Annotated in this window: 21 protein-coding genes; 6 read left to right on the forward strand and 15 right to left on the reverse strand. The window is 59.1% G+C overall.

Annotation, left to right across the window (positions count from 1 at the left end; all coding sequences use genetic code 11):
• Positions 1–6 precede the first annotated feature (6 nt).
• The 8 genes from Q0L57_RS31325 to Q0L57_RS31360 all read right to left on the reverse strand — a co-directional run bounded on the left by Q0L57_RS31325 (position 7) and on the right by Q0L57_RS31360 (position 10,281).
• Positions 7–1,245, reverse strand: a complete 1,239-nt coding sequence (locus Q0L57_RS31325; RefSeq protein WP_296746964.1) for an FAD-dependent oxidoreductase — start codon at positions 1,243–1,245, stop codon at positions 7–9.
• A 64-nt stretch (positions 1,246–1,309) separates the two neighbouring features.
• Positions 1,310–2,188 carry a dihydrodipicolinate synthase family protein gene (locus Q0L57_RS31330; protein ID WP_296746965.1) on the reverse strand — a complete coding sequence of 293 codons (879 nt, stop codon included), beginning with the start codon at positions 2,186–2,188 and terminating at the stop codon, positions 1,310–1,312.
• A 281-nt stretch (positions 2,189–2,469) separates the two neighbouring features.
• Positions 2,470–3,219, reverse strand: coding sequence for an amino acid ABC transporter ATP-binding protein (locus Q0L57_RS31335; RefSeq protein WP_296746966.1), 750 nt, complete (start codon positions 3,217–3,219; stop codon positions 2,470–2,472).
• A 69-nt stretch (positions 3,220–3,288) separates the two neighbouring features.
• Positions 3,289–4,668, reverse strand: a complete 1,380-nt coding sequence (locus tag Q0L57_RS31340; RefSeq protein WP_296746967.1) for an aspartate aminotransferase family protein — start codon at positions 4,666–4,668, stop codon at positions 3,289–3,291.
• 101 nt (positions 4,669–4,769) lie between these two features.
• Positions 4,770–6,719 carry a N,N-dimethylformamidase beta subunit family domain-containing protein gene (locus tag Q0L57_RS31345; protein WP_296746968.1) on the reverse strand — a complete coding sequence of 650 codons (1,950 nt, stop codon included), beginning with the start codon at positions 6,717–6,719 and terminating at the stop codon, positions 4,770–4,772.
• Between the two features lie 229 nt (positions 6,720–6,948).
• Entirely contained in the window at positions 6,949–8,034 is a 1,086-nt protein-coding gene (locus Q0L57_RS31350) for an amino acid ABC transporter permease (protein ID WP_296746969.1), read from the reverse strand.
• Positions 8,035–9,171, reverse strand: coding sequence for an ABC transporter permease subunit (locus Q0L57_RS31355; protein WP_296746970.1), 1,137 nt, complete (start codon positions 9,169–9,171; stop codon positions 8,035–8,037).
• 75 nt (positions 9,172–9,246) lie between these two features.
• On the reverse strand, positions 9,247–10,281 hold the full coding sequence (locus Q0L57_RS31360) for an amino acid ABC transporter substrate-binding protein (protein ID WP_296746971.1): 1,035 nt from the start codon (positions 10,279–10,281) through the stop codon (positions 9,247–9,249).
• 510 nt (positions 10,282–10,791) lie between these two features.
• Here Q0L57_RS31360 and Q0L57_RS31365 point away from each other — a divergent pair.
• Positions 10,792–11,508 carry a GntR family transcriptional regulator gene (locus Q0L57_RS31365; RefSeq protein ID WP_296746972.1) on the forward strand — a complete coding sequence of 239 codons (717 nt, stop codon included), beginning with the start codon at positions 10,792–10,794 and terminating at the stop codon, positions 11,506–11,508.
• Positions 11,509–11,511: 3 nt separating this feature from the next.
• Positions 11,512–12,297, forward strand: coding sequence for a pyrroline-5-carboxylate reductase (locus Q0L57_RS31370; RefSeq protein WP_296746973.1), 786 nt, complete (start codon positions 11,512–11,514; stop codon positions 12,295–12,297).
• Positions 12,298–12,315: 18 nt separating this feature from the next.
• Here Q0L57_RS31370 and Q0L57_RS31375 read toward each other — a convergent pair whose 3' ends face one another.
• Together Q0L57_RS31375 and Q0L57_RS31380 are read right to left on the reverse strand one after the other, a co-directional pair.
• Entirely contained in the window at positions 12,316–13,326 is a 1,011-nt protein-coding gene (locus Q0L57_RS31375; protein WP_296746974.1) for an Ldh family oxidoreductase, read from the reverse strand.
• A gap of 509 nt (positions 13,327–13,835) precedes the next feature.
• Positions 13,836–14,384, reverse strand: coding sequence for a cupin domain-containing protein (locus Q0L57_RS31380; protein WP_296746975.1), 549 nt, complete (start codon positions 14,382–14,384; stop codon positions 13,836–13,838).
• A 140-nt stretch (positions 14,385–14,524) separates the two neighbouring features.
• Here Q0L57_RS31380 and Q0L57_RS31385 point away from each other — a divergent pair, with 140 nt between their 5' ends.
• Complete coding sequence (locus Q0L57_RS31385) at positions 14,525–15,862, forward strand: aspartate aminotransferase family protein (protein WP_296746976.1); 1,338 nt, start codon at positions 14,525–14,527, stop codon at positions 15,860–15,862.
• Positions 15,863–15,959: 97 nt separating this feature from the next.
• Here the strand turns inward: Q0L57_RS31385 and Q0L57_RS31390 are convergent, their stop codons facing one another.
• From Q0L57_RS31390 to Q0L57_RS31400, 3 genes are all read right to left on the reverse strand, one after another.
• Positions 15,960–16,400, reverse strand: coding sequence for a hypothetical protein (locus tag Q0L57_RS31390; RefSeq protein ID WP_296746977.1), 441 nt, complete (start codon positions 16,398–16,400; stop codon positions 15,960–15,962).
• Complete coding sequence (locus tag Q0L57_RS31395; RefSeq protein ID WP_296746978.1) at positions 16,397–17,275, reverse strand: hypothetical protein; 879 nt, start codon at positions 17,273–17,275, stop codon at positions 16,397–16,399. Before Q0L57_RS31395 ends, Q0L57_RS31390 begins: the two co-directional genes overlap by 4 nt.
• 175 nt (positions 17,276–17,450) lie before the next feature.
• Entirely contained in the window at positions 17,451–17,915 is a 465-nt protein-coding gene (locus Q0L57_RS31400; protein WP_296746979.1) for an Lrp/AsnC family transcriptional regulator, read from the reverse strand.
• Positions 17,916–18,065: 150 nt separating this feature from the next.
• Here Q0L57_RS31400 and alr point away from each other — a divergent pair, with 150 nt between their 5' ends.
• Both alr and Q0L57_RS31410 read left to right on the forward strand, forming a co-directional pair.
• Positions 18,066–19,172, forward strand: coding sequence for an alanine racemase (gene alr / locus Q0L57_RS31405; protein ID WP_296746997.1), 1,107 nt, complete (start codon positions 18,066–18,068; stop codon positions 19,170–19,172).
• A 30-nt stretch (positions 19,173–19,202) separates the two neighbouring features.
• The gene (locus Q0L57_RS31410) at positions 19,203–20,453 is read left to right on the forward strand and encodes a D-amino acid dehydrogenase (RefSeq protein ID WP_296746980.1); all 1,251 of its coding nucleotides are present in this window, start codon (positions 19,203–19,205) and stop codon (positions 20,451–20,453) included.
• A 125-nt stretch (positions 20,454–20,578) separates the two neighbouring features.
• Here the strand turns inward: Q0L57_RS31410 and Q0L57_RS31415 are convergent, their stop codons facing one another.
• The gene (locus Q0L57_RS31415) at positions 20,579–21,328 is read right to left on the reverse strand and encodes an SDR family oxidoreductase (protein WP_296746981.1); all 750 of its coding nucleotides are present in this window, start codon (positions 21,326–21,328) and stop codon (positions 20,579–20,581) included.
• Positions 21,329–21,505: 177 nt separating this feature from the next.
• On the opposite strand from Q0L57_RS31415, the gene Q0L57_RS31420 reads away from it, so the two are divergent.
• Positions 21,506–22,069 carry a TetR/AcrR family transcriptional regulator gene (locus Q0L57_RS31420; protein ID WP_296746982.1) on the forward strand — a complete coding sequence of 188 codons (564 nt, stop codon included), beginning with the start codon at positions 21,506–21,508 and terminating at the stop codon, positions 22,067–22,069.
• Positions 22,070–22,163: 94 nt separating this feature from the next.
• Here the strand turns inward: Q0L57_RS31420 and Q0L57_RS31425 are convergent, their stop codons facing one another.
• Entirely contained in the window at positions 22,164–22,928 is a 765-nt protein-coding gene (locus Q0L57_RS31425; protein WP_296746983.1) for a metallophosphoesterase, read from the reverse strand.
• Positions 22,929–22,944 lie beyond the last annotated feature (16 nt).

Genomic DNA, 22,944 nt, shown 5'->3' on the forward strand with positions numbered 1-22,944 from the left:
CGGACCCTAGAACCTGTCGACGCGATAGGCATCCATCGCCAAGGGCGGGGTAGCTCCGGTGATAAGATCGGCCATCAGGCGGCCTGCTGTTGCAGCAAGGGTCAGGCCGAGATGTCCGTGGCCAGTCGCGTAATAGACGTTTCGGCATTTCACGGAACGTCCCATGATCGGGACGGTATCCGGAAGGGCCGGACGGTGACCCATCCACTCGCTTGTCTGCTCGACCTCGAGGCCCGGCAATGCCTCCTTGGCTCGTTTCACCAAGACTTTCGCGCGGCGATAGTCCGGCGGCGCGTCCAGGCCCGCCATTTCCACAGTTCCGCCAACGCGGATGCCACCGGCCGTTGGCGTCACCATGAAGGCTCGGGCTGGCCAGATGATCGAATGGCGCATGGATATCCCAGGAGCCATGATTTGCGTATGGTACCCACGCTCCGTCTCGAGAGGTATCGGCTCTCTGAGCATCGCCGATAGGCGGGCAGTGTAGGCGCCGGCGGCGAGCACCGTTCTATCGGCCTCGAAGCGTCGCCCGTCCTTCAACCGGAGCGCTGCGACACCCCCGTCGCCGTGCTCGAATCCTATGACATCGCCTTGCACGAAAGTGCCGCCAAGCCTTTGGAAGGCCTCGGCCAGCGCAGTCACAAGCTTGTACGGGTCCGATATCGAACGGTTGTCGGGCAGAAGGACCGCTTTCGCGATCTTGGTGGAAAGAGCTGGCTCGAGATCGCGAATGGCATTGCCGCCGAGCACTTCGTGACGAAAGCCAAAGTGGCCGAGGGCCTTAAGATGATCGCGGTCGGCGCTGAACTCTGCCTCGTCAGCATAAAGGCTAAGGCAACCTTCAGAGCTCAGCATGTGCTGCAACCCAGTATCGGCGAGCAGCGCCGCCAAGTCCTCGTGCACGCGGCCGCAGAGCAAGGCGCCCGCGGCTTCCAGTTCACGGAGTTTCGATGGTCGGCTAGCCGCGAGGAAGCGCAGGAACCAAGGTATCAGCTTAGGCATGTAGGCCGGGCGCACGCGCACGGGACCCTCTGGGTCAAGCAGCCATTTCGGCATCTGGGCCAAGATGCCCGGCCGCGATGCCGGCGTGAACTCCGACACCGCAATGCTCGCCATGTTGCCGTAGGAAGCACCCCTGCCAGGCTGATCGCGATCGATCAGCACGACGGTTTCACCACGCCGCTGCAGCATGTATGCGATGGTTGTGCCGATAATGCCGGCTCCGACGACGAGAGTAGGCGACACGCAAGCTCCCCATGAGCAATATCAGGCCCGGCACGCCGCTCCTCGCAGCGACCGAAGCGAATGCTTACCAGTTCAGGATCGGCTCCATGGCCGCACGGAAGTCGTCCTTCTCCTGATCGGTCAATTCGCCCAGCGGAGCGCGGCAGTTGCCGACAGGCGTGCCCTGCAGTTCACAGCCATACTTGATCTTCTGCACGAACTTGCCGCTCTCAAGGATGTTCATGGCCCGGTACAGCACTGTCATCATTTCGCGGGCCTTTTCGAGGTCGCCGGAACGAAACGCGCGGTCAAGGTCACAGCAGGGCTTCGCCATGCAGTTGGCCGGTCCGCAAATCCAGGCGTCGGCGCCCCAGAACATGAAATCGAGCGCAATGTCGTCCGAGCCGGAGACCAGGTCGATGCGGCCTTTGTAGCGGGCGTGGATGTCGACCGCGCGCTGGAGGACGCCCGAGCTTTCCTTGATGCCGATAACGCGCGGATCATCGGCGAGCGCGTCCATCAGTTCGAAGGAGATCTCGATGCCGTCCTTCGGAGGGTAGTTGTAGAGGACCAGATTGACGCCAGTGGCATCCAGAACAGCTCGATAGTGCGCGAGGAGTTCCTCCTGTGTCGGGCGGGTATAGAACGGCGTTGCCAGCAGCACTGTGTCGTAGCCGATCTCCTTAGCCCTCTGCGTGTTCTCGATAACCTCCCTGGTGGCTGGCGCGTTGGTGCCGGCTACCAGAATCTCGCCTTCCTTGGCGAAGGCCTTGACGAACTTGAGCACCTCGTCGCGCTCATCATTCGACATGGAAAAGTATTCTCCGGTCGAGCCCATAGGCACCCAGCCTGTCACCCCGGCGGCACGCAGATTGAGCATGTGCTTTTCGAACGCCTTGAAATCGACCCTGTTGTTGGCGCCGAACGGCGTCACCAGCGCTGGCATCACACCTGAAAGTTTCATCTGCCTCTCCTGATCTGACACACCTGGCTGTCCAGGATGGGTCTCCAAACTTCGAGTCTTGTCGTCTCCGTGTCGACGAAAAATATGTCGTCTTCAAGTCGACAAAGTCAAGCAAATTATTGCTGCATATCGCGAATTCTCTTCGGCGAGACATCTCGGAATGAGGGTTCTGCTCAAGGCTAGACCTAGCCCGGCGGTCACCTCAAGCCGCTCACGACCACCGGCGGCGGCGCCGTTGCACAGCGCGAGGCAGCCGCAGTCGCCTCCGGCCGATGCATTGCTCAATGGCCGAGTATCTGGCTCAAGAATGCCTTTGATCGTTCATGCCTGGGGCTGTCGAAGAACTCGGCCGGCGGCGCCTCTTCGACGATACGGCCCTGGTCCATGAAGATCACCCGGTCGGCGACTTTGCGGGCAAACCCCATCTCGTGCGTCACACAGAGCATGGTCATGCCCCCTTCCGCCAGTCCGGTCATGACATCAAGAACCTCCGAAATCATTTCGGGATCCAAAGCGGAAGTTGGTTCGTCGAACAGCATGATTTCGGGTTTCATGCACAAGGCTCGCGCTATGGCTACGCGCTGCTGTTGCCCGCCGGACAACTCACCCGGATAGCTGTTCGCCTTTTGCGGGATCCGCACGCGTTCCAGATAGGCGGTGGCGGTGGCCTCAGCCTCCTTGCGGTTCTGTTTGCGTACCAGCATCGGTGCGAGGATGCAGTTTTCGAGCACCGTGAGGTGCGGAAAGAGGTTGAAGCTCTGAAATACCATCCCCACTTCCCGGCGGACTTCGTTGATGTTCTCGATCTCATCGTTCAATTCGGTGCCGAGCACGCGGATTGTTCCACCCTCATGCTCTTCAAGCTTATTGAGACACCGAATGAGCGTGGACTTGCCTGATCCCGACGGTCCGCAAATGACAATCTTCTCGCCTTTGCGGACCTTTAGGTCGACATCGAAAAGCACCTGATGATTACCATAGAATTTCTGCAGGCTGACGACGTCAACCGCTGCGACATCTGCATTGACCATCTATCCTCCACTCGGCGGCCCAGCCGCTTCTTCTTGCGATTGATGCACGGCCTGGGATTCGCCCGGCGATCAACTAAGCGCCTCGGCCTTCACCCAAGAGGCTGCGTCTTCCAAAGTCTTCCCGAACGCCTCAAGGATGTCCGAAAGGTCATCCTCAGTCGTAATGAGCGGCGGGCAGAAAGCGATAGTGTCGTAAATGGCCCGCACGATCAGACCGTGGTCATGTGCACGCCGGAAAATGTAGGAACCAACGGCTCCCCTCTGCTCGAAGCTCCGTTTGGTCTGCTTGTCGGCGACGAGTTCGATGCCGCCGATCAGGCCAGCGCCGCGCACATTGCCAACGAGCGGATGCGAGGCAAACTTTGCCAGCCCTTGCTGCAGCAGCGAGCCGAGGCTGCCCGCCTTCTCGACCAGGCCACGCTCCTCAATGATCTTTATGTTCTCGAGAGCTACCGCCGTCGCGACCGGATGACCCGTGGTGGTGAAGCCGTGAACAAAGCTGCCAAGTGACCCGCTGTGCCGAACCAGGATGTCATTGATTGCGTCGGAGACAACGACGGCTGCAAGCGGCTGGTAGGAAGACGTCAGTTGCTTCGACAGGACCATGATATCCGGCTTGATGCCATAGTAGTCAGAGCCGAACATCGTCCCGAGGCGGCCGAACCCGGTGATGATTTCGTCGACAACGACGAGGATGTCGTAGCGCCGGCAAAGCTCCTGGACCGCCGCCCAATAGCCTTCAGGAGCCGGGATGACCCCGCCCGCGGCGATAAGAGGCTCGCCTATGAAGGCCCCGATGGTTTCCGGTCCTTCAGCAAGAATCGTTGACTCCAGTTCCTGAGCCAGACGTGCCGAAAATTCGGGCTCCGTCTCGCCCGGGAGACCGAAACGATAGAAATCGGGACACGTCAAATGCCTGACCGGGATAGCCGGCAGGTCGAAGTCCCGGTGGCTTGCCGGCAGGCCTGTCAGGCTGCCTGAGCCGACGGTCGCTCCGTGATAGCCCAACTGGCGTGCCAGAAACGTCTTTTTCTTCGGTCGACCAAGAGCGTTGTTGATGTACCAAACCATCTTGAGGACGGTGTCGTTCGCCTCCGACCCTGAGTTTGTAAAATGGACGTGGTTGAGATGCCCGGGCGCCAGCTCCGCAAGTTTGGCCGCAAGCTCGATCGCGGGTGCGTGACCCTTGTGAGAGAAGTTGTGGTAGTACGGCAGCACTTTGAACTGTCGGACGGCGGCATCCACAAGGCGCTGCTCGCTGAAGCCCAGAGCCACGCTCCAAAGGCCCGACATCGCTTCGATGTAGGAGCGGCCTTGGTCATCGATGATGCGCACACCGTCGCCTCGCCCGATCACGAGAGGCCCAACTTCTTGATGGCGAGCCAGGTTGGTATACGGATGAATGTAGGAAGAAAGGTCTTTCTCGACGAGAGAGTTCGAAAGGCTCATAGCTAGCTCATTTCTTGCCAATCTTTCGAGTGGCACCCGGACGAGTACTGAGTTTAACCGGCGGTTCGTCAAACGGCTGTCGGCCTCATGCCGAACAAAAATCAGGTTGCCTCCGCAAGACATCGGACGACGAAATTATGCAGCAAACGCGATATGTTGTTGTTGAAGCCGTTGTACGGCAGGCTTCCGCAGAACATGATCGATCCCGTCGACAGCACAAGGTTGTCCATATTGCCAGGCACCAGCGTTAGATCGGCGCGAATCTGCTGGCGCTGCCACTCGTTTGTGTGGACGTCCGGGTTCCAGATCTTCTCAGGGACACAGGAATAGTCGTCAGGGTGCCCCTCCGACACGGCCAGGACAACTGCGCTCTCCGCAGTGCCGAGCGATGCGTCGACTGTGTCCAGCTCAAATCCGGCAGCAGCTCCGCCCGAATAGCCGAAATCGCCCAGAATTTCCTCGTCGACCCCGTCGAACAGCCACGCAAATTCCGGCGATCTCGAGGTCTCAGTTCGGCGATAGTGCGTCGACGAAAAGCCGCCATGCGCGGACATCCCGATGCCAACCAATCGCTGGGGCGGGCGGCCGTTCTTGAGCCAGAGACCGCCGTACTGTCCGTCGAATGCATGGTAGCACTCTCCGGTTTCGGCTTCCCACATGCGAACGCCGCTTTCGCCGCGACGGATTTCAATCGCGTCCGGATACTCGGCGCTTGTGGCTACCCGCCAGTAGAAGCCGTTTCCGCCAAGATAGGCCATGCTACCTCCGCCCCCGATGAACTCTTCCAGTGCGTTCAGGGACCCCAAGGTGTGGTACTCTGGGTGAGTGACTGTCAGAAGGACCGCGTAATCCTTGATTGCGGACGACCCTTCGACCTCAAGGTCGTGATCGGTGACCACATCCGCCGCAATGCCCTTGGCGTTCAGCCAGGCGATCAGATGCATGTCGGCCGGAAAGTGGCGCAACCCTGATCCCGCTTGGTCGAGGTACGCAAAGAGACCAGGGCGCATCAGCAACTGGGGCCGCCGCAACGAACTGAACATCACCCCGCTGCCGTCGGCGTGAACGTCGTACAGCGAGTGCCCAAATTGCGGATACCGCGCCGGATGATGGGGATTGCTGCCCCAGGCCTCCTGGCGGGCGCGATAGGCATCGCCGTAGTTCGTCCGCGGATAGTTGCAGTAGGCCTGGTACGTGAGGGTCGAGAAGAGCACGGCGAGTTTCGCCGTGCGGCCGCTAAGTTTTGGTCTCACGAAGACGGGAATGACATCCTGCTCATGCCCGCAACGCAACCTTATTCCATAGACGCCGCTGGGCAGATCATGCGGCACTTCGAAAATGAAGTCCGTTTCCCAGCCACAGTCGTAGAAGTCGCCTTCGTGGAAGTGGATTGCGGAGTACTCTTCGGGCGCATGAGCCCAGCTCATTTCCCGCCCGCTCCACCGCGAGCCGCGAACTCCGCGGGCGGGCAGGTTGATGAGTTCACCGTGCAAGCCAGATGGCCCCGAGTCCTTCACCTGCTTGCCCGAGATGGCCACGCTGAAATCCCAAAACGCCGCGGACTTTCCCGGGCTATCGTGCCCCAGCGTCTCGGGGATTCTTTCGTCGACCAGGAAACTTGGATTCTCCAGGCGCCCGTTGAAGAAATCGATGGTGGGGCTGCCTTCTGCCGGAGATCTGCGCGCCGCCAAAACCAGCTCTCGGACACCGCTGAGGCTGCCGGCGACCTTGATAGTCGCCGCCGCGACCCGGGCGCCGGCAGGCAGAGCGTAGCAGGCAACCTGCAGAGGCCCGCCGAACCCCGCTAGGCGCAGTTCGTACCAGGTACCGACTTGCGGCACCAAGTCGAGTTCAGTACGCGCGCCGGCCCACGTCAACGAAAGCCCACGCGTATCCAGGTCGAATGACACGATCTCTTTCGAGTCGCCCACCAGCGAGAAAAGGCACTGAGGCTGGTCCTTGATGAGACGTGGCTGGAAGCGCACCACGAACGTCAAAGGTACGGAGATATCGAGGCCGACAAGCGGAATCGTGCCATAGGAGCCCGGCATCGACCCCTTCGAGGTCGATGGATATGAGCCCTCGAAATTCGAGCTGACAGGCCTCATGTCGACGCCAGGTCCGGAAGGGTTCGGATCCGCTGAATAGATCCTCACCAAATCAGCGTGATACATCTCGCTGAACTGGCTTGAGACCTTCACCTCGATCGATTCGCCAGCTCTAGCCGAAATGCGGTCGGTGTACCCGGTGAGAGGTATGTTTTGCATGTTTGACTGCATACTATCGTCTCGATGAGGCCTTCAGAGACCTTTCCAAGTAGGCGCCGTACCGCGACAACGAGAAGGTGAAGGTGAAGTAGATCAACGCCACAAAGCAGTAGACCTCGACAAAATAGTCGCTCCAGCCTCCTGCTGAAAACGCAGCGTTTCCCGATGCGGTGACTTCGAAGAATCCGAGGATCACGATAAGGGCGGTCTCCATGAAGGCTATGACGACCTGATTTATGGTCGGCGGCAGCGCGTATCGAAATGCCTGCGGCAGGACGATGCGGCTGACGGTCTGCCAATAGTTCAAGCCCAGCGCGGCGGCAGCCTCTTCCTGGCCGGCCGGGAGCGCTTGAATCCCCCCTCTGATGATCTCCGCTTGATAGACGGCAAAGAATACCGAGCCACCGAGTATCACCCGGTACAGCTTGTCCCCGACGAGGAAGTCAGGCAGCGCGAAAGGAAGAACGATCGCGGCGGTGAACAAGATCGCGATCAACGGGAGGGACCGAATGCCGTCGATAAAGAGGGCAGCCACAAGCGAGATGACGGGCAGTTTCGACCGACGCAGCAAGGCCAGCCCTATCGCCAAGGGCATTCCGATCAGGACGTTCGAAGAGAAGACAAATGTGGTCAGGGCCAAGCCGCCCCATTCCGTCTCCATGATGAGGGGAAGGCCGAACAAGCCGCCCTTCATCAACAGGTAGAAGGCCGCGTAGCCTGCGACCCAGACTGGCGGCAGCAGGCGGATCGACCAAAAGAAGGGCATGCAGGACAGCACGACCGTCAGCAGGATCGCCAAACACGCCAGGGCCGAACGCCATTGCTGCTCGTAGGGATACAAGCCGAAAAGGATTAGCCTGTATCGATCAGCTATCACCGCCCAGCAGGCACCTGTCGCCTGGTGACAATCCTCGGGTGTCCCGACCCAGACCGCCCCCACGAAAGCCCACGTAAAGATCCGCCACGCCACCAATATGACAAGCGAAACGCAGATTATGGTCAGCGCCGACTGAACGGGAGAGGCAAAGAAATTCCTGCGCAAGAACCTAATTGGGCCGTCAACGGGCGGAGCAGGCCGCATGGAGGAAATCAAGGTCATCTAGCTCTTCCTCCCCGGGATGGCGATCGCCCTGTTAATCGAATTCATGACCACCGAGATCGTCATGTTGATGATCCAGAAGCCGATAATGAGAATGAAAATGAGGCTCAGGGTTTGCCCGGTGTTGTTGATCGCCATCGCGATAGCAGCGAAGAAGTCTGTAAACCCAATTGCAATGCCGATTGTTGTCGCCTTCATCAGCCAGATGATCTGGTTGGTCATTGTCGGCAGCACGATCCTTATCATCAGCGGGAGTTTGATCTTCCAGAAAATAGCCCAATCGCGGAGCCCGAGAGCATGAGCCGCTTCGATCTGCCCGCTCGGGATTGCCAAGAAGCCGGACCGAACGATCTCGGCCACATAGGAGGCGCCAAAGAGCGATATGGCCGTAATGGCTGCCGTGAGTTCCGGGACGATCGTGCCGCCACCGACGAACTTCAGGCCATGCAGCGTGGGGAAATCGAAGAGAGGGGCGCCGGGCTGCCACCCAACCCAAAGGACAGCCACCGAGAGCAGGAGGCCTGTTCCGAAAGCTGTCCTGCCCCATGCCTTGCTCACCAGGCTGGAAACCAGGATAGATCCCAAGACAGACAGCAGGATGATTGCGATGGCGGACGCGACGTGGGCGAGGTCGACGTTCAGGATCGGAAGGAAAACCCCGCGGTTTGAGATGAACACATCGCCGGGCAGGCTGATCGCGCGTCTCGGCGGAGGCAAATGCGTGACGAGCGTGTACCAGAAGAACGCTTGGAGAATGAGCGGCAGGTTACGGAACAGTTGGATGTACCAGCTGGCAATCCAGCTAAGCATTCTGTTCGAAGAGAGGCGCGCGGTGCCAATCAGGGTCCCAAGGACGACTGCGAGCGGAACTGAGATGCCGCCCAGAAGGAGCGTGTTGACAATTCCGACGAGTAGCGCCTGAGCGAAGGTCGACGTGATATCATATGGAATGAGGGTGAAGGTCAGCGACACCCCTGTCGTATAGTGGAGAAAGTCCCAGCCAACCGTGACACCCTGGATTTGCAGATTGCGCCGTGCCGTTACCACCGCGGTTACAACCATCGCACCGATAATGGCGAGGAAAAGCGCCTGAAGGGCGAAATTCCGGGTTTTGCGGTTGCCAAGCGGGTTGGTCATTTTTCGATTCCGGAGTCCTTGGTGCTGAACAACCCTGCCATCGGACGATGGCAGGGTTGTTTCTCAGGTCAAAGATCAGTCGAGGATAGGCGGATAGAACACGCCGCCCTTCTGCCAAGGCGAGTTCAGCCCGCGCGGCAGCTTGTAGCGTGAATTCTCACCGATATCCCGGTTATAGATCTCTTCGGAGTTGCCGACGGTCTTGATCACCTTGTACGCCCAGTCATCCGAAAGCCCCAAGCGCTTGCCGATACCGGGCGTTGCCCCGAGAAGCTTTCCAACCGTAGTGTTCGGCGGGTTGGCCTTCATCTGATCGACGTTTGCGCTTGTGACCCCGTTCTCTTCGGCGATCTGGGTGGCCGCAATCACCCAGTTGGCGAGATCGACCCAGGAATCGTCGCCCTGGCGCATTGCGATGGACTCCGGCTCGAGTGCGAGCGTGTCAGTGAGCATGACATGGTCCTCGATGTGCGCGGTCGACGCGCGCGCGGCCGCCAGCACCGGAGCCCACTCCGCATACGCGTCGCAACGGTTGGCGAAGTAGGCCTCGCGGGCCTCCGTGTTCTTCTCGAAGGTAACGACCTTGATGTCGTATTTGTGCTGCTTGAGGTAGTCGCTGAGCTGCTTCTCAGTGCTCGTGCCGCCCGCGATACAGATCGTTCCGCCGCTCATCTCGGAAAGAGACTTAACGTTGAGATCTTTGTGGGCCATGAAGCCGGTGGCGCCGACGAAGTACGGATTCGAGAACTGGATGCCGAGTTCGGTGTCGCGGCTCATGGTCCAGCCGGTCGCATGAATGACCAGGTCAAGATCGCCGGACTGAAGTGCCGGGAACCGCTGAGCCCAGCTGATCGGTATCAGCTTGAGCTTGTCCTCGGACCCGAAGATCGCTGTGGCGACGGCGCGGCAATAGTCGATGTCGATCCCATGCCACTTTCCCTGGGCGTCGACCTCGAAGAAGCCCTCAAAATTGCCGTCGGCGGAGGTGCAGTTCAATACGCCCCTCTGCTGAACAGCCTTGAGCGTGTCGCCCTGACCGGCGCTCGCCTGGTTCGGCGCAAGGGCAACGATGGCAGCAAAAGCCAGGCCTAGGCCCACGATACTCTTCATAGCATCCTCACTTTCTTTTCGCTTTCAGGATCAAGTTTTCAAGTTAGATCTCGGCATCCGGCATTGGCCGTGTGGTCTTCACGGCGAAACTACGGATCCAGGAGCTGACGGGAGACGATTGGATCCCTCGCGCGGGATAGGCCTCGGAGCTCACGGAACCTCCTCCACATCGGGAAGAACGCGCCTGCGAAAGCGTGTCGGCATGTCCCGCAGACCCACAGCCAGGCACGGTGAAAAAGGCACGCGGGCGTTTAGACGACCTCGTTCTCATCGCAGCTCCCTGATTGTTCGCGCAAGCGCGCGTTCCCGGTCGATGACAAGGCGATCTCTGTCGTCTTTGTGTCGACTGAAGGACTATGTCGTCTTCATGTCGACAAAGTCAAGCGAAAAAAATGCTACAAAAATTGCCAAAACGTGGGCATCATGAGTCGCCTGTGTGTCGACAGACGTCCCACGTGGCCATAGATTGGCCAGGGCATTTTTGGTGAACAAGCTGGAGTTCAGACGGCCGTGAACGACGAACTGGAAGCGAAGCGCGCTCGGGGTACAAGCTGGAAGAGTATTTATGAGACGCTCCGAGGCGAGATCCTCGCGATGACGCTTCAGCCTGGGCAATTGCTGGATGAGACCACTCTTGCGGAGCGTTTTGACATGTCGCGTTCGCCGGTTCGAGAGGCGTTGATCAGGTTAGCCGGCGAGGAACTGGTTGTCGCGCTTTCCAACCGCAGCACGATTGTCGCCCCCATCGAGGTGGGAACGTTTCCCAAGTATGTCGAGGCTCTGGACATCGCCCAGCGCATGAACACTCGGTTGGCGGCCGCGTTGCGGACTGACGAAGATCTCAAGATCATTGCTCGCCGCCAGAAGGAGTTTGAATCGGCCGTTCGCACGGGTGTGCATCTGCGGATGTCAGAAGCGAACAAGCAGTTCCACGTAGCCGTGGCCAAGGCAGGGAAAAATCCCTATCTAACCAGCTTCTATGAGAGACTGCTAAATCAAGGACAGCGTATGCTGCATCTCCATTTCGAGTACCTTGAAAGGACGCACGACGGATATCTGCTGACCGACGAGCATAACCTCATGCTGGAAGCCATTCGGGACAAGGACGTCGAGCGTGCCGACGAACTGGCCCATGCGCATACTCGGCAATTCCAGGCGAACTTCATCAACTTCCTGAAAGAGAACTATACGACCGACGTTTCGCTGTCCCTATCTGCCGCTGAGTGAACGATGATTTGGGGTTTCGTCGGCACTGGCACCATCACCGAAGCGATCGTGACGGGAATGATGTCTTCAGGCCTTGACGTATCCAGGGTCGTCGTCTCTCCGCGGAACGCTGCAGTCGCCGCACGGTTGGCCGCGCGCTATCCGAAAGTGCAAATCGCCAAGGATAACCAGCAAGTCGTCGACATTGCAGATGTCGTGATCCTAGCCGTCCGGCCGCAAATTGCGAGGGACGCAATTTCCGATTTGGATATCCCGAAGGGCAAGAGGATTGTGAGCCTGATCGCCGGCTCAAATCATCGCCTGCTCCAAGAATGGACGGGTCTCGACGAACGAAACATCACTCGTGCCATTCCCCTGCCGTTTGTTGCAAACCGAACGGGAGTGACCGCAATTTTTCCAGCCGATCCAATCGCGGAAACGCTATTCAGCGCATTGGGCGATGCGGTCGCTTGCAGGTCAGAGGAGGAGTACGATCTTATTGGCTCCGCCAGCTGCCTCATGGGGACCTATTTCGGCCTCCTTGAACGCGCGCAAGATTGGCTTGTCGGCAAAGGTCTCGAACCAGGAATTGCCAGAAGCTATCTTCTTCCTCTCTTTGGCAGCCTGGCAGATGCAGCAATTGCGTCGCCCGCCACCAGCTTCATGGAACTGAGACGCGAGTTTTCGACTCCAGGCGGATTGAATGAACAGGTGTTCCGGGATTTCGACGAGACCGGGGCTACAAAGGTCCTCCACCACGCCCTCGATCGCGTGCTCTCCCGCATCAGAGCAGAACCCTTTCAGGGATAGCCAGTTGTCGCGACCCTGCTATTTCGGAAGGTCCAAGCCATAGGGCTTCAAAGCCTCGCTTAGCCTCCGCGCGATGACGGGGCGAACGAGAATGCCAGCCTCCATCACTTTTGCGGCATTCAGCGATGCGCTCTCTCCAGGCATCCGCACCGGCGCAGCGCCATCGTCGAGCGCGACATCCTTGACGTAAGTTGTGAAGCGTTCGACTTCGCCCACAAATTCCTCCAGCGGCCGGAAATGCGCCACGTCGAGGGCTATCATCAAGGTGGCCTGGTCTTCGGAGCTTGGCTCAGGATTGACCGTTCCACCCCCGGAAAGGGCGCCAGCCATTGCTTCGACCACGACCGCCAAGCCGAATCCCTTCACGCCCCCGAAGTGCTTCAGCAGTCCGCTGCTATTGACCCAATCCTTTGGGATTGGCTCGCCTCTGTCGATCGTCTCGCTTAGCCTGCCGTAGGCTACGGAACTGGTAGCCATATCAAGAACGAGATGCGAGCCGGAAGACCGCGGGACGCCGAAAGCTATGGGGTTCGTCGACATGCGCGCCTCCCGAGCTCCCGGCGGGGCTACGTGCTGGAAACCTCCGGAGTCGTTCGCGAAGATGATTGTCGCGACGCCGGCGTCTGCCGCTCTTGCGCAGTAGTCTGCGAGCCGCCCTGCCGATTCAGAACCGCGTGCGGCGACTGCGGCTACCCCGAAAGACTTCGCGCGGGCGATCGCTATGTCGGTGACATCACGAAGCACGATGTGGCCGAATGCACGATGACCTTCGCCCAGCACGACCGCGCCCAAATCCTTGGTGACCTCAAAACGTCCGGCGGGATTTGCGGAACCTCGCTGTACTTTCTCAATGTACTCCGGCACGCGCCGCATGCCGTGACATTCATGTCCGGCAAGTTCCGACGCCACGATGACGGATGCCAGGAAATCGGCATCCGCCATCGGCATCCCTATCTTGCGAAATGCGACTTCGAGGAAGTCCTGGATTATGCCAACTGGATAGTAGGCTCCGCCCGAAACGTCGTTCATGTCGTCTCCTGATATCTACGACGACGCCGTATTGGCGCGGCGGACGAGTACGAGGTTGGACCGGCGGTTCGTCAAACGGTCCCGGCACAATGCCAGGTGCTTGTCGGCTCAATCTTGCCGACACGATGTCGGCAACAATCTAGCTCATGTGCGCAAATATGCAACGGGAATGTGATCTCCTTGCGCAGGCAGTGCCGGATGGAAACATCAACGGCCCCTTCCATGGGCATCGCGACGGCGCGGCTGGGAACGGAGAGAGGGTCGTGATTGGTGACCGGTGCTGCAGCCTGCCGTATCACAGGCCGCGTTTGTAGAAGGCGGCACTCGCTGCTGAAGTCCTGTAGGATCAGCCTCGTTGCCCTTTCGACGCATGTTCGATGGCCAAAATCGACCATCGACTACGCGAGGCATCCCTCATTGGCCTCGGATCGCCATCGGTCCAAACCTGCCTTCATCGAGGTCCGACGCCCCTAAACCTGCAACGTGCGCTTTGGGGGGAAGCTGCCAGTCTAGAACGTCGGCGGCGTGCATGCGCTGATGACTTCGCATGGAGCACCGCCGACACACCGGAACCGATGCGGACGACGGCTCTCAAAATAATAGGCATCGCCGGGACCCAGTATGCGCCTTTCGTCGTCGACGCTGACTTCCAGTCGGCCCGACAGTATGATCCCGCCTTCCTCGCCTTCGTGAACGAGAGGCACCTTTCCGGTGTCGGATCCGGGCTGATAGCACTCCTTGAGTATCTGCAGGCTCCTGCCAAAGAGGCTCTCGCCGACTTGGCGATAGGAGATCGGTCCTTTGCCGATCTCGACGAGCTCTTCGGCCGCGTAGAAGGCCTTGCGGGGACGCTCCGGCTCGAAGGCGAAGAACTCTGCCAACCCGATCGGAAACCCATCCAGCACCCGCTTCAGCGCGCCTACGGAAGGATTCGTGGAGTTCGACTCGATCAGGGAGATGGTCGAATTGGTGACCCCCGATCGCTTTGCCAGCTCGCGTTGAGATAGATTGTGAAGCATCCGCAAATGGCGGAGGCGATTTCCGATATCGACTGACATAACCAGCTTTCAACCTGCTTGAAATATCGAACACATATGGCATGACATCATAAATTTCAATAAGTTAGATAATGATAGAAAAGGACTTGTTCCAATTGTCGAAATATCGGAAGTGAGCCCAACTCAAGGGAGCATTCGCGATGGACAGTCCGGCCAGTACCAGCAACACGCCCTCACTCGCCAATTTCTGGATGCCTTTCACGGCGAACCGCCAGTTCAAGGCTGCGCCGCGGCTGCTCGCATCCGCTGAGGGGATGTACTACGTCGATGTCGACGGCAATCGGGTCCTCGATGGGACAGCCGGCCTCTGGTGCGTCAACGTCGGCCACGGCCGCAGGCGCATCGCCGATGCGGTGGACCGACAGCTGCGCGCGCTGGACTACGCTCCCACGTTCCAGATGGGCCATCCCATCGCGTTCGAGTTCGCCGAGAGGCTGGGCCGGATCGCGCCGGGCGGACCCGCCGCGCAGCTCGATCGGGTTTTCTTCACCGGATCCGGCTCGGAGTCCGTCGACACCGCGTTGAAGATCGCGATCGCCTATCAGCGCGCAATCGGCCAGGGAACTCGCAGCCGCATTATCGGCCGGGAGAAGGGGTATCACGGCGTTGGATTCGGCGGCATTTCCGTCGGCGGGCTCGTAAACAATCGGCGAGTGTTTCCGCAAATTCCTGCTGATCATATGCGGCACACGCTCGACATCGATCGCAATGCGTTCTCCAAGGGCTTGCCAGCGCATGGCATAGAGCTTGCCGAGGATCTGGAACGCCTGATTGCCCTGCATGGCGCTGAGACCATTGCAGCGGTCATTGTCGAACCCATGTCCGGTTCAGCGGGCGTGATTCTCCCTCCGAAGGGCTATTTGGAAAGACTGCGCTCGATCGCGGACAAGCATGGCATCCTTCTGATCTTCGACGAGGTGATCACCGGGTTCGGCCGCCTGGGCGCGCCGTTCGCGACCGATTACTTCGGAGTGGTGCCGGATCTCGTCACCACCGCAAAGGGTCTCACGAATGGCGCAATCCCCATGGGCGCGGTCTTCGCAAACCGGAGGGTCCACGACGGCTTGATGACTGGTCCGGAGAGCCAGATCGAACTTTTTCACGGCTATACGTATTCCGGACATCCCGCAGCCTGCGCGGCGGGAATTGCGACGCTTGATATTTACGAAGAGGAAGGGCTGCTCACCCGGGCATCAGGGCTCGCAGATCATTGGGAGGATGCCCTTCATTCACTTAAGGGCCTCCCAAACGTCATCGACATTCGCAACCTCGGCCTCGTCGGCGCTGTTGAACTTGCATCCCGGCAGGGAGCGGCGGGAGCCCGGGCCTACGACGTTTTCGTCGAGTGCTTTAAGAAAGGCCTCCTGATCCGCGTCACCGGCGACATCATCGCGCTTTCGCCTCCGCTTATCGTGGAGAAGGACGAGATTGATACAATGGTCTCCATTCTCGCCGACGCTTTGAAGCAAGCCGCGTAATCCAGGACGGTTTTCGTGCCGTCCTGAACCGAAGCAACTTTGATGCCTTGGCTACCGCGAGAAGTCTACCCGGCAGGGTAGAAGCAATTTCAATGCTTCAGCCCTGCGGCGGGTCTTCCGGCCCGGCCCATTGCCGAAGGGCAAACATGGTGGCGAACAGCACCGCGAGCATCACGGCCACGATGCAGCAAGCGCCCATGAAATCCCACATTGGCACGAGGAGTTCCTGAACCGCGCGAGACCTGGGATGGTCCAGGTACACGGAAGCTGCTATCGCGCCCGCGCATAGGATCGCAGCCGCCAAGGACAGCCTTAAAGCCGTGACCTTGAGGCTGCCTGCAGGCCATGTTCGAAACAGCAGCCCGCAGATGATCGTGAGAAAGCTCGCTACCGCGATAATCGTGCGCTCCACTTGTCCGGTATACTGAGGCGGTAAAATCGATGTGCCAGTAAATATGTCGGACCACGCAGAGATGAACGAGATAACCAAGCTCGGCGTGACACTGGCGACCTTTCCGAAAAAGCCAGAAATCCTCATTTCCTCGCTTCGCCAAACAGCGGCATTGGAATCGCCGACAACAGCCGGCCCTTTCTGTCACGGAACTCATAGTAGGCTGGCACAGGCTCCCAGCGGCCGAAATTGCCCCTCACTGTCCAATCGACCGCTCCGTCGGCAGACAGCGGCACGCTATCCTTGTTTGCCGCATAAAAGGCGGAAGCGAAAAACTCTTCCTGGTCAGGGAATCTAGGCACGACCTTCACATCGTCGATATTGCCCTTCGGCCGCCCCTTATATTGCTTCGCGGAGTAGGAAAAGAAGGTTTTGAACTGGCTAGCCCCCTCGGTGCTGATGCCGATCTTTCCCACGACCTCGAGCATCGTGTCGTGAGGATTGTCGGGGTCGCTGGGGAAGAAGAGGCGTACCTCGTCTGCCCATCCTTTGGCGGGCAGTTGGCCATCGCCAGAGCTTGCCTGCTTGGCCATTCCGCCTTGCTTGCAGAAATCGTCTTTGTCGTTACGCTCCTCATCGCGCGCAGTGCCCATGAATTGAGCGGGTGTACGCTCGCCGCTCTGGCCGTACTCGATGCAGCCGTCGATCGGTCTGGGGTTCACGTCGTCGCTCATCCGCGGCGTCTTTGCCTCCTCCGTCGCGGGAACGTAGGAATGGAAAGGCCCAGCGATATACCATGTCACCATCAGATCGCTATTTGGGTCCAGGTTGGAGACGCAAGACACATAGCGCCGCATGTTGTCCACGGTCTCTACCCAGGAACTGGTCAGGAAATTGAAGTTGCCTACGTGGTGAGGCTGCGGCGCGTCACCATCCTTGCAATCTTTTGCCAGCGTAGCCTGACCAGCGAACACGCCCGTCGCCAAGACCAAAACCAGTATAAAGGGCCGTGCGCAGTACATTGGACTTTCCCCATACTAGGCAGACCAATGTGCCAGAACGCGCAAAAACTGCAATCTTCCCGCTACTCGTTGACGGCCACGTGCCAGCCGCCCACCGACGGCCCTAGGTGGGGAGGCGAAGTTGTAGCAGGCGCCTCATCGCAAATGCCACAGTCCCGCCTACTTGGAGCGACGCTCAGCGCTTCGCCTTGACGCGGGTCGCCAGTACGTTGCGGATCGAAAAGCTCGAGTGGATGCGCAGCACTCCAGGGAGCGTTGAAAGGACCTCTTTGTGGATTCGTTCGAAGTCGCCGGCGTTGGCCACATCCACCCTCAGCAGATAGTCCGAGTTCCCAGTCATCAGGAAGCATTCTCGAATTTCTGGATGCTTCCTGACGGCAGCTTCGAATTGGTCGAGGTAATCCTCGGTCTGCCGCTCAAGCGTGATGTTGATAATAACGGCAATCGTGGCTTCTGCATTGGCTGTGTCGACGAGCGCCGTATACCCGCGGATCACCCCAGCCTGTTCCAGCAGTCTCATGCGCCTGAGACACGCCGAGGGGGACAAGCCGACTTCGCCGGCAAGCCGGGCATTGCTCATGCGGGCATCGACACGGAGAAGCCTCAGAATATTGCGATCGATAGCGTCGATGGCCGGCATGATAGATTATTCCAGATTTTCGCGGAATATGCGGAAAAATCGGCCGATTCGCAATCTTGCGCTACACATGTACCGACAATTTCGTTCATCATTCGATAGTTTCCGCGCGACATTGATGAGGCCGCGGTGGACAGAGATTTCGACAATCACATGGGAGCTGGAGGGACGGTGCAGGGAGCCAACGGCTTCTTGACAGTCGACCTTGCCGCGCTCGCCAGCAATTACGGCAAGCTCCGCTCCATGGTCGCGCCCAAACGGGTAGCTGCGGTCGTCAAAGCCGATGCCTATGGGCTCGGGGCAGTTCGTGTGTCGCTCGCGCTGCAAGCGGAGGGTTGCAAGCAGTTCTTCGTGGCAAATTTGATGGAAGCGTTGGCGCTGCAGCCAGCGCTTGAGCGAGACGTGCAAATCTTCGTGCTGAACGGTCTGCAGCCCGGCAGCGAAACGGCTTGCGCGCGAGCCGGGATCTTCCCGGTGCTCAATTCTGTCGAGCAACTCCGGCGTTGGTCATCAACTGCCGATGATCTCGGGCGCACGCTAGCCGCTGTCCTGCAGTTCGACACAGGCATGTCTCGACTAGGTGTGGCTCCGGATGAACGGCCAGAACTGGCTCGCTGCTTGAATGCATGCGGAAATGTCGAGGTCCTCTTCTTGATGAGCCACCTGGCTTCCGCGGACGAAACGGACAGTGAGCAGAACTGTGGCCAGCTCGCAGAAATGCTCCGCATCGTCGATGAATTCCCCGGCTTCGATCCTTGCATCGCCAATTCGGGAGGGATCTTCCTAGGTCCCGAATATCACGGCGTTCTCGTCCGCCCCGGGATTGCCCTCTACGGCGGTCGGGCGACGGATGCCGCCGACAACCCAATGCAGCCTGTCGTCAAGCTCGAGGTAGCCGTAATCCAGACGCGGATTGTGCCCGCGGGCACCAGTGTCGGCTACGGCGGTGCCCACCTTACGTCAGCTCCTGCTCGGCTTGCGACGGTTGCTGCGGGTTACGCAGATGGTCTGCCGCTGAGCTTGAGTGGCCGGGGTGCTGTCTACTACGAAGGCCAGCGTTTGCCGATCGTAGGGCGCGTGTCGATGGACAGCACCACGATCGATATCACCGCACTGCATGAGGGCGCGCTCACTCTCGGCAGCAGGGTAGAAGTGATCGGTCCCAATCAGACGCTTGAAGATATCGCGCGCGATGCCGGGACGATCTCCTACGAGATCCTGACAAGCCTTGGGCACCGATATGCACGGACCTACTGCTAATCACCGCTCTACGCGATAATCGAGGAAATCATGAAAGTCACTGTTTTGGGCGCCGGGGTCGTTGGTGTGACGACCGCATACCAGCTGGCCAGGTCCGGACACGACGTCACCGTGGTCGATCGGCAAAACGGTCCGGCGCTTGAAACCAGTTTCGCCAATGCCGGCGAAGTCTCTTTCGGTTACTGCTCGCCATGGGCCGCTCCCGGCATTCCCATGAAGGCGGTGAAATGGCTGTTCATGAAGCACGCGCCGCTGATCCTTCGCCCGAAGGTGGATGCGGCGATGATTTCCTGGCTCGTGCAGATGCTGTCGAACTGCACGTCCAGGCGCTATGCCATCAACAAGAGCCGTATGCTGCGCCTTGCGGACTACAGCCGCATTTCGCTCGCTGAAGTGCGCGACGAGACAGGCATCGCCTATGACGAACGGATGCAGGGAACGCTGCAGCTGTTCCGTACGCAGCAGCAACTCGATGCCTCGGCCAAGGACGTCAAAGCACTTGCTGCCGATCGCATTCCTTATGAGGTTCTCGATCGGGAAGGATGCATCCGCGTCGAACCAGCGCTTGCCCACGTGAGAGAGAAAATCGTCGGCGGCCTGCTCACGCCGAAGGACGAAACAGGCGATTGCTTCAAGTTCACGAATGCGCTGGCCGCGAAAGCGGTCGAACGCGGCGTCCGCTTCGCTTACGGCACGACCATCAGGGGGCTCGATATCGAAGGCGGGTGTGTGCGGGCTGTCATCGCCGAAAGGGAGCGGCTGAGCACCGACGCAGTCGTCGTCGCCCTTGGCAGCTATTCACCGTTGCTCCTCAGGCAAGTCGGGATCCGCCTTCCTGTATACCCCGTCAAGGGCTATTCCCTGACCATTCCGATCGTCGACGCCTCTCGAGCCCCCGAATCGACCATCATGGACGAGACATACAAGATCGCGATCACTCGCCTCGGTGACCGCATCCGAGTAGGCGGCATGGCGGAAATTTCAGGGTACACCAACGATCTCGGCCAGGCGCGCAGGAAAACGCTGGAGCATTCCGTCTCTGATCTATTCCCGGGCGGCGATCTCGCCAAGGCGTCGTTCTGGTCCGGATTGCGGCCGATGACCCCGGACGGTACGCCCGTCATTGGCCAAACGAAGATCACTGGACTCTTCCTCAACACCGGACACGGCACCTTGGGCTGGACGATGAGCTGCGGCTCGGCTCGGCTTATCAGCGATCTCGTCGGCGGCAGGAAACCGCAAATTGATGCCACCGATCTCGCGATCGCTCGATACGCCTGAACACTGGCGTACTTTGCGAAAATCGTTTCCCAAAAGAAGGCGACAATGGTGCTATTTCTTCGCGCGGGCCCCCGTACACGGCCGACGCTCAGCGGCCGTGCACGAGAAGCGCTAGAACCCCACGGTCAAACTTGGTTCCAGCCACCGTCGACGCAGAGTTCGCTGCCTGTCAGGTAGGAAGAGTCATCGGAGGCTAGGAACAGGACGGCTTTTGCAATCTCATCGACTGTGCCGCTGCGGTGCATCGGAATTTGGACATGCACCTGAGTCTTCGTCTGCTCGATCATCTCCTCGCTCGCTCCTGATTTGCGCGCCTGATCAGTGTCGATGTAGCCAGGCGCCATGGCGTTCACCCGTATACCCTTGTCGATGAGTTCCGCGGTGAGCGATCGCGCCAGCGAGCGAATGGCCGCTTTGCCGGCCGAATAGACGCTGACATAGGGCATGCCTTTCGTCGTGAGGGTCGTGGTGTTGAGGACGATCGAACCGCCAGAAGTCATGAGCGGCAGGAGCTTCTGCACCGTGAAATAAGTTCCCTTGAACGTGCAGGCGATCGTGAAATCGAATTCTTGCTCCGACATGTACTCAAACATATTTGGTTTCGCCGCGCCGGCATTAGCGAAGATGATATCGACGCGACCATGTCTTTTCTCGACAAATTCGCGCAGCGCTTCGATATCCGCCATCTTGGAGATATCGCTGCGGATAGCGTCGGCGCCGTTTCCGATGGTCCGCGCTGCGGCATCGAGCGTCGCCTGATCGCGACCGGTGATGACGACCTTTGCGCCCTCGCGGCCGAACAGCCTGGCCGTCGCCAGTCCCATCCCATCGCTGCCGCCAGTGATTACAGCGACCTTTCCGTCCAATTTGCCCATTATTCGTCTCCAATTTCGTTTCTAATGAGCCCGACGCAGCTGGGCTATTGCTGGTGCGGCGGGGGCAGAAGGCATATATGAAGGATCTTTCAGGTTTTGGATTCGCATATGGGAAACGGCTCTCCACTACCGCTAACCCCCCGGAAATCCCCGCGTCAGGGCCGATCCATCGCCACAGTGGATGCAATTTTCGAGGCAACCATTCAGGTTTTGGCGAGCGATGGCCTGATCCGCCTGAACACCACGCGTGTGGCCCGGCGGGCGGGCGTGTCTGTAGGGACCCTGTACCAGTATTTCGCGAACAAGCAGGCTTTGCTCTTCGCGGTGCTGGAGCGGCACCTCGCGGTACTGGCCGGAGCCATAGAAGACGCGTGTGGAGACAACCCACTCGTCATGGTGGAGACTGTGGCTGAAGCCGTGGTGATGGCTTATCTTCGAGCACAGATGGCGCAGGCCGAACTCTCTCCTACGCTCTACCGCATCGCCCTGGAACTCGACGCACGCGGGTTGATCGATTTGACCGTTCGGCGGAGCGCAAGGGCAATCGAGGCAACACTTTCTAGTGCCATTGATGGCGGCTTCGCCGACCCGGGCTTACTTGCTCAAACTCTGGCAGCTGCGCTTTACGGAACGGTCCCGGCCTTCTGTCACCGAGTTTTGAGCCCTGCCGATGGAATCGAAGCCCAAAGGCAGCTCACGATCATGTTTCGCTCGTATTTGCTCGCTCATCAGCGCCCGTAGACGGGAGGTTGTCATCTGCCAAAGCGAAGCGAGTTCAAGTCTTCCAAGCTTCATCACATGGATGGTGAGTTCAAGGTCACACAATGCAAGCGGCTTAGGTATCGACCTTTACGACGAGCGCCGGGTTAAATTCGCTGTTTTCGCCGTCGTAGCCCCTTGGATTGCACAAGATCCGCGTGGCCCCGACCGAGTAATCGGCACTGTCGTGCGTGTGGCCATGAATCCAAAGCGCCGGCTGCCACTGCTCTATGAGTTGCGACAGGTCGGACGCATACGCTCCGTTGAGCAAGTCGCCCATGAAACGGGCGGGAATAGAGTTCGCGTGGGGCAGGTGATGGGTCACCACCACGGTTGGGATCGCGTCGAACTTTAGGATGCCTTCGATATAACGCCGAGACTCCTGGTGCATTCGGTAAGCGTCCGAGGGGAGGAATCTCTGCCAGGGATTCCGCTGATTCGCGATAGCCTTATAGTCGTTCATGCGGTCGCGAGCATAGTGCATCGCGAGTTCGGGAGATCCTTCGATGCGATAGTCCGTCCAGAGACTTGCGCCGATGAATCGAATGCCGCCTACCATGACGAAATCATTCTCCATGAAATGGATGTTATCGAACCGGGCCGCAGCGGACCGACCGTCCTCCAATCCTTCTTTGATGGAACCTCGATAGTGTTCATGGTTTCCGGCGACATAGATGCACGGCATCTCGCGAGGGATCTGCTTGCCGAGCCAAAGAACTCCGTTGGCCGGGGCGCGGCATAGGTCTCCTGCGACCACGCAGACGTCAGCATCGGGAATCTCGAGAGGCTGTCGCAAGTCGGCATACTCGAGATGCAAATCGGAAAGCAGCCAGATTTTCATGCGGTCGAGTCCCTGA

Source organism: Mesorhizobium sp. (assembly GCF_024509055.1).
Taxonomy (GTDB): domain Bacteria; phylum Pseudomonadota; class Alphaproteobacteria; order Rhizobiales; family Rhizobiaceae; genus Mesorhizobium.

Bases quoted from the DNA above. Each gene is read 5' to 3' on its own strand.
- Q0L57_RS31425 (WP_296746983.1), bottom strand. From the start codon at position 22,928: ATGAAAATCTGGCTGCTTTCCGATTTGCATCTCGAGTATGCCGACTTG.
- Q0L57_RS31415 (WP_296746981.1), bottom strand. From the start codon at position 21,328: ATGGGCAAATTGGACGGAAAGGTCGCTGTAATCACTGGCGGCAGCGAT.
- alr (WP_296746997.1), top strand. From the start codon at position 18,066: ATGGGAGCTGGAGGGACGGTGCAGGGAGCCAACGGCTTCTTGACAGTC.
- Q0L57_RS31380 (WP_296746975.1), bottom strand. From the start codon at position 14,384: ATGTCAGTCGATATCGGAAATCGCCTCCGCCATTTGCGGATGCTTCAC.
- Q0L57_RS31400 (WP_296746979.1), bottom strand. From the start codon at position 17,915: ATGCCGGCCATCGACGCTATCGATCGCAATATTCTGAGGCTTCTCCGT.
- Q0L57_RS31360 (WP_296746971.1), bottom strand. From the start codon at position 10,281: ATGAAGAGTATCGTGGGCCTAGGCCTGGCTTTTGCTGCCATCGTTGCC.
- Q0L57_RS31350 (WP_296746969.1), bottom strand. From the start codon at position 8,034: ATGACCTTGATTTCCTCCATGCGGCCTGCTCCGCCCGTTGACGGCCCA.
- Q0L57_RS31345 (WP_296746968.1), bottom strand. From the start codon at position 6,719: ATGCCGGGCTCCTATGGCACGATTCCGCTTGTCGGCCTCGATATCTCC.
- Q0L57_RS31390 (WP_296746977.1), bottom strand. From the start codon at position 16,400: ATGAGGATTTCTGGCTTTTTCGGAAAGGTCGCCAGTGTCACGCCGAGC.
- Q0L57_RS31330 (WP_296746965.1), bottom strand. From the start codon at position 2,188: ATGAAACTTTCAGGTGTGATGCCAGCGCTGGTGACGCCGTTCGGCGCC.
- Q0L57_RS31410 (WP_296746980.1), top strand. From the start codon at position 19,203: ATGAAAGTCACTGTTTTGGGCGCCGGGGTCGTTGGTGTGACGACCGCA.
- Q0L57_RS31355 (WP_296746970.1), bottom strand. From the start codon at position 9,171: ATGACCAACCCGCTTGGCAACCGCAAAACCCGGAATTTCGCCCTTCAG.
- Q0L57_RS31370 (WP_296746973.1), top strand. From the start codon at position 11,512: ATGATTTGGGGTTTCGTCGGCACTGGCACCATCACCGAAGCGATCGTG.
- Q0L57_RS31375 (WP_296746974.1), bottom strand. From the start codon at position 13,326: ATGAACGACGTTTCGGGCGGAGCCTACTATCCAGTTGGCATAATCCAG.
- Q0L57_RS31395 (WP_296746978.1), bottom strand. From the start codon at position 17,275: ATGTACTGCGCACGGCCCTTTATACTGGTTTTGGTCTTGGCGACGGGC.
- Q0L57_RS31385 (WP_296746976.1), top strand. From the start codon at position 14,525: ATGGACAGTCCGGCCAGTACCAGCAACACGCCCTCACTCGCCAATTTC.
- Q0L57_RS31335 (WP_296746966.1), bottom strand. From the start codon at position 3,219: ATGGTCAATGCAGATGTCGCAGCGGTTGACGTCGTCAGCCTGCAGAAA.
- Q0L57_RS31340 (WP_296746967.1), bottom strand. From the start codon at position 4,668: ATGAGCCTTTCGAACTCTCTCGTCGAGAAAGACCTTTCTTCCTACATT.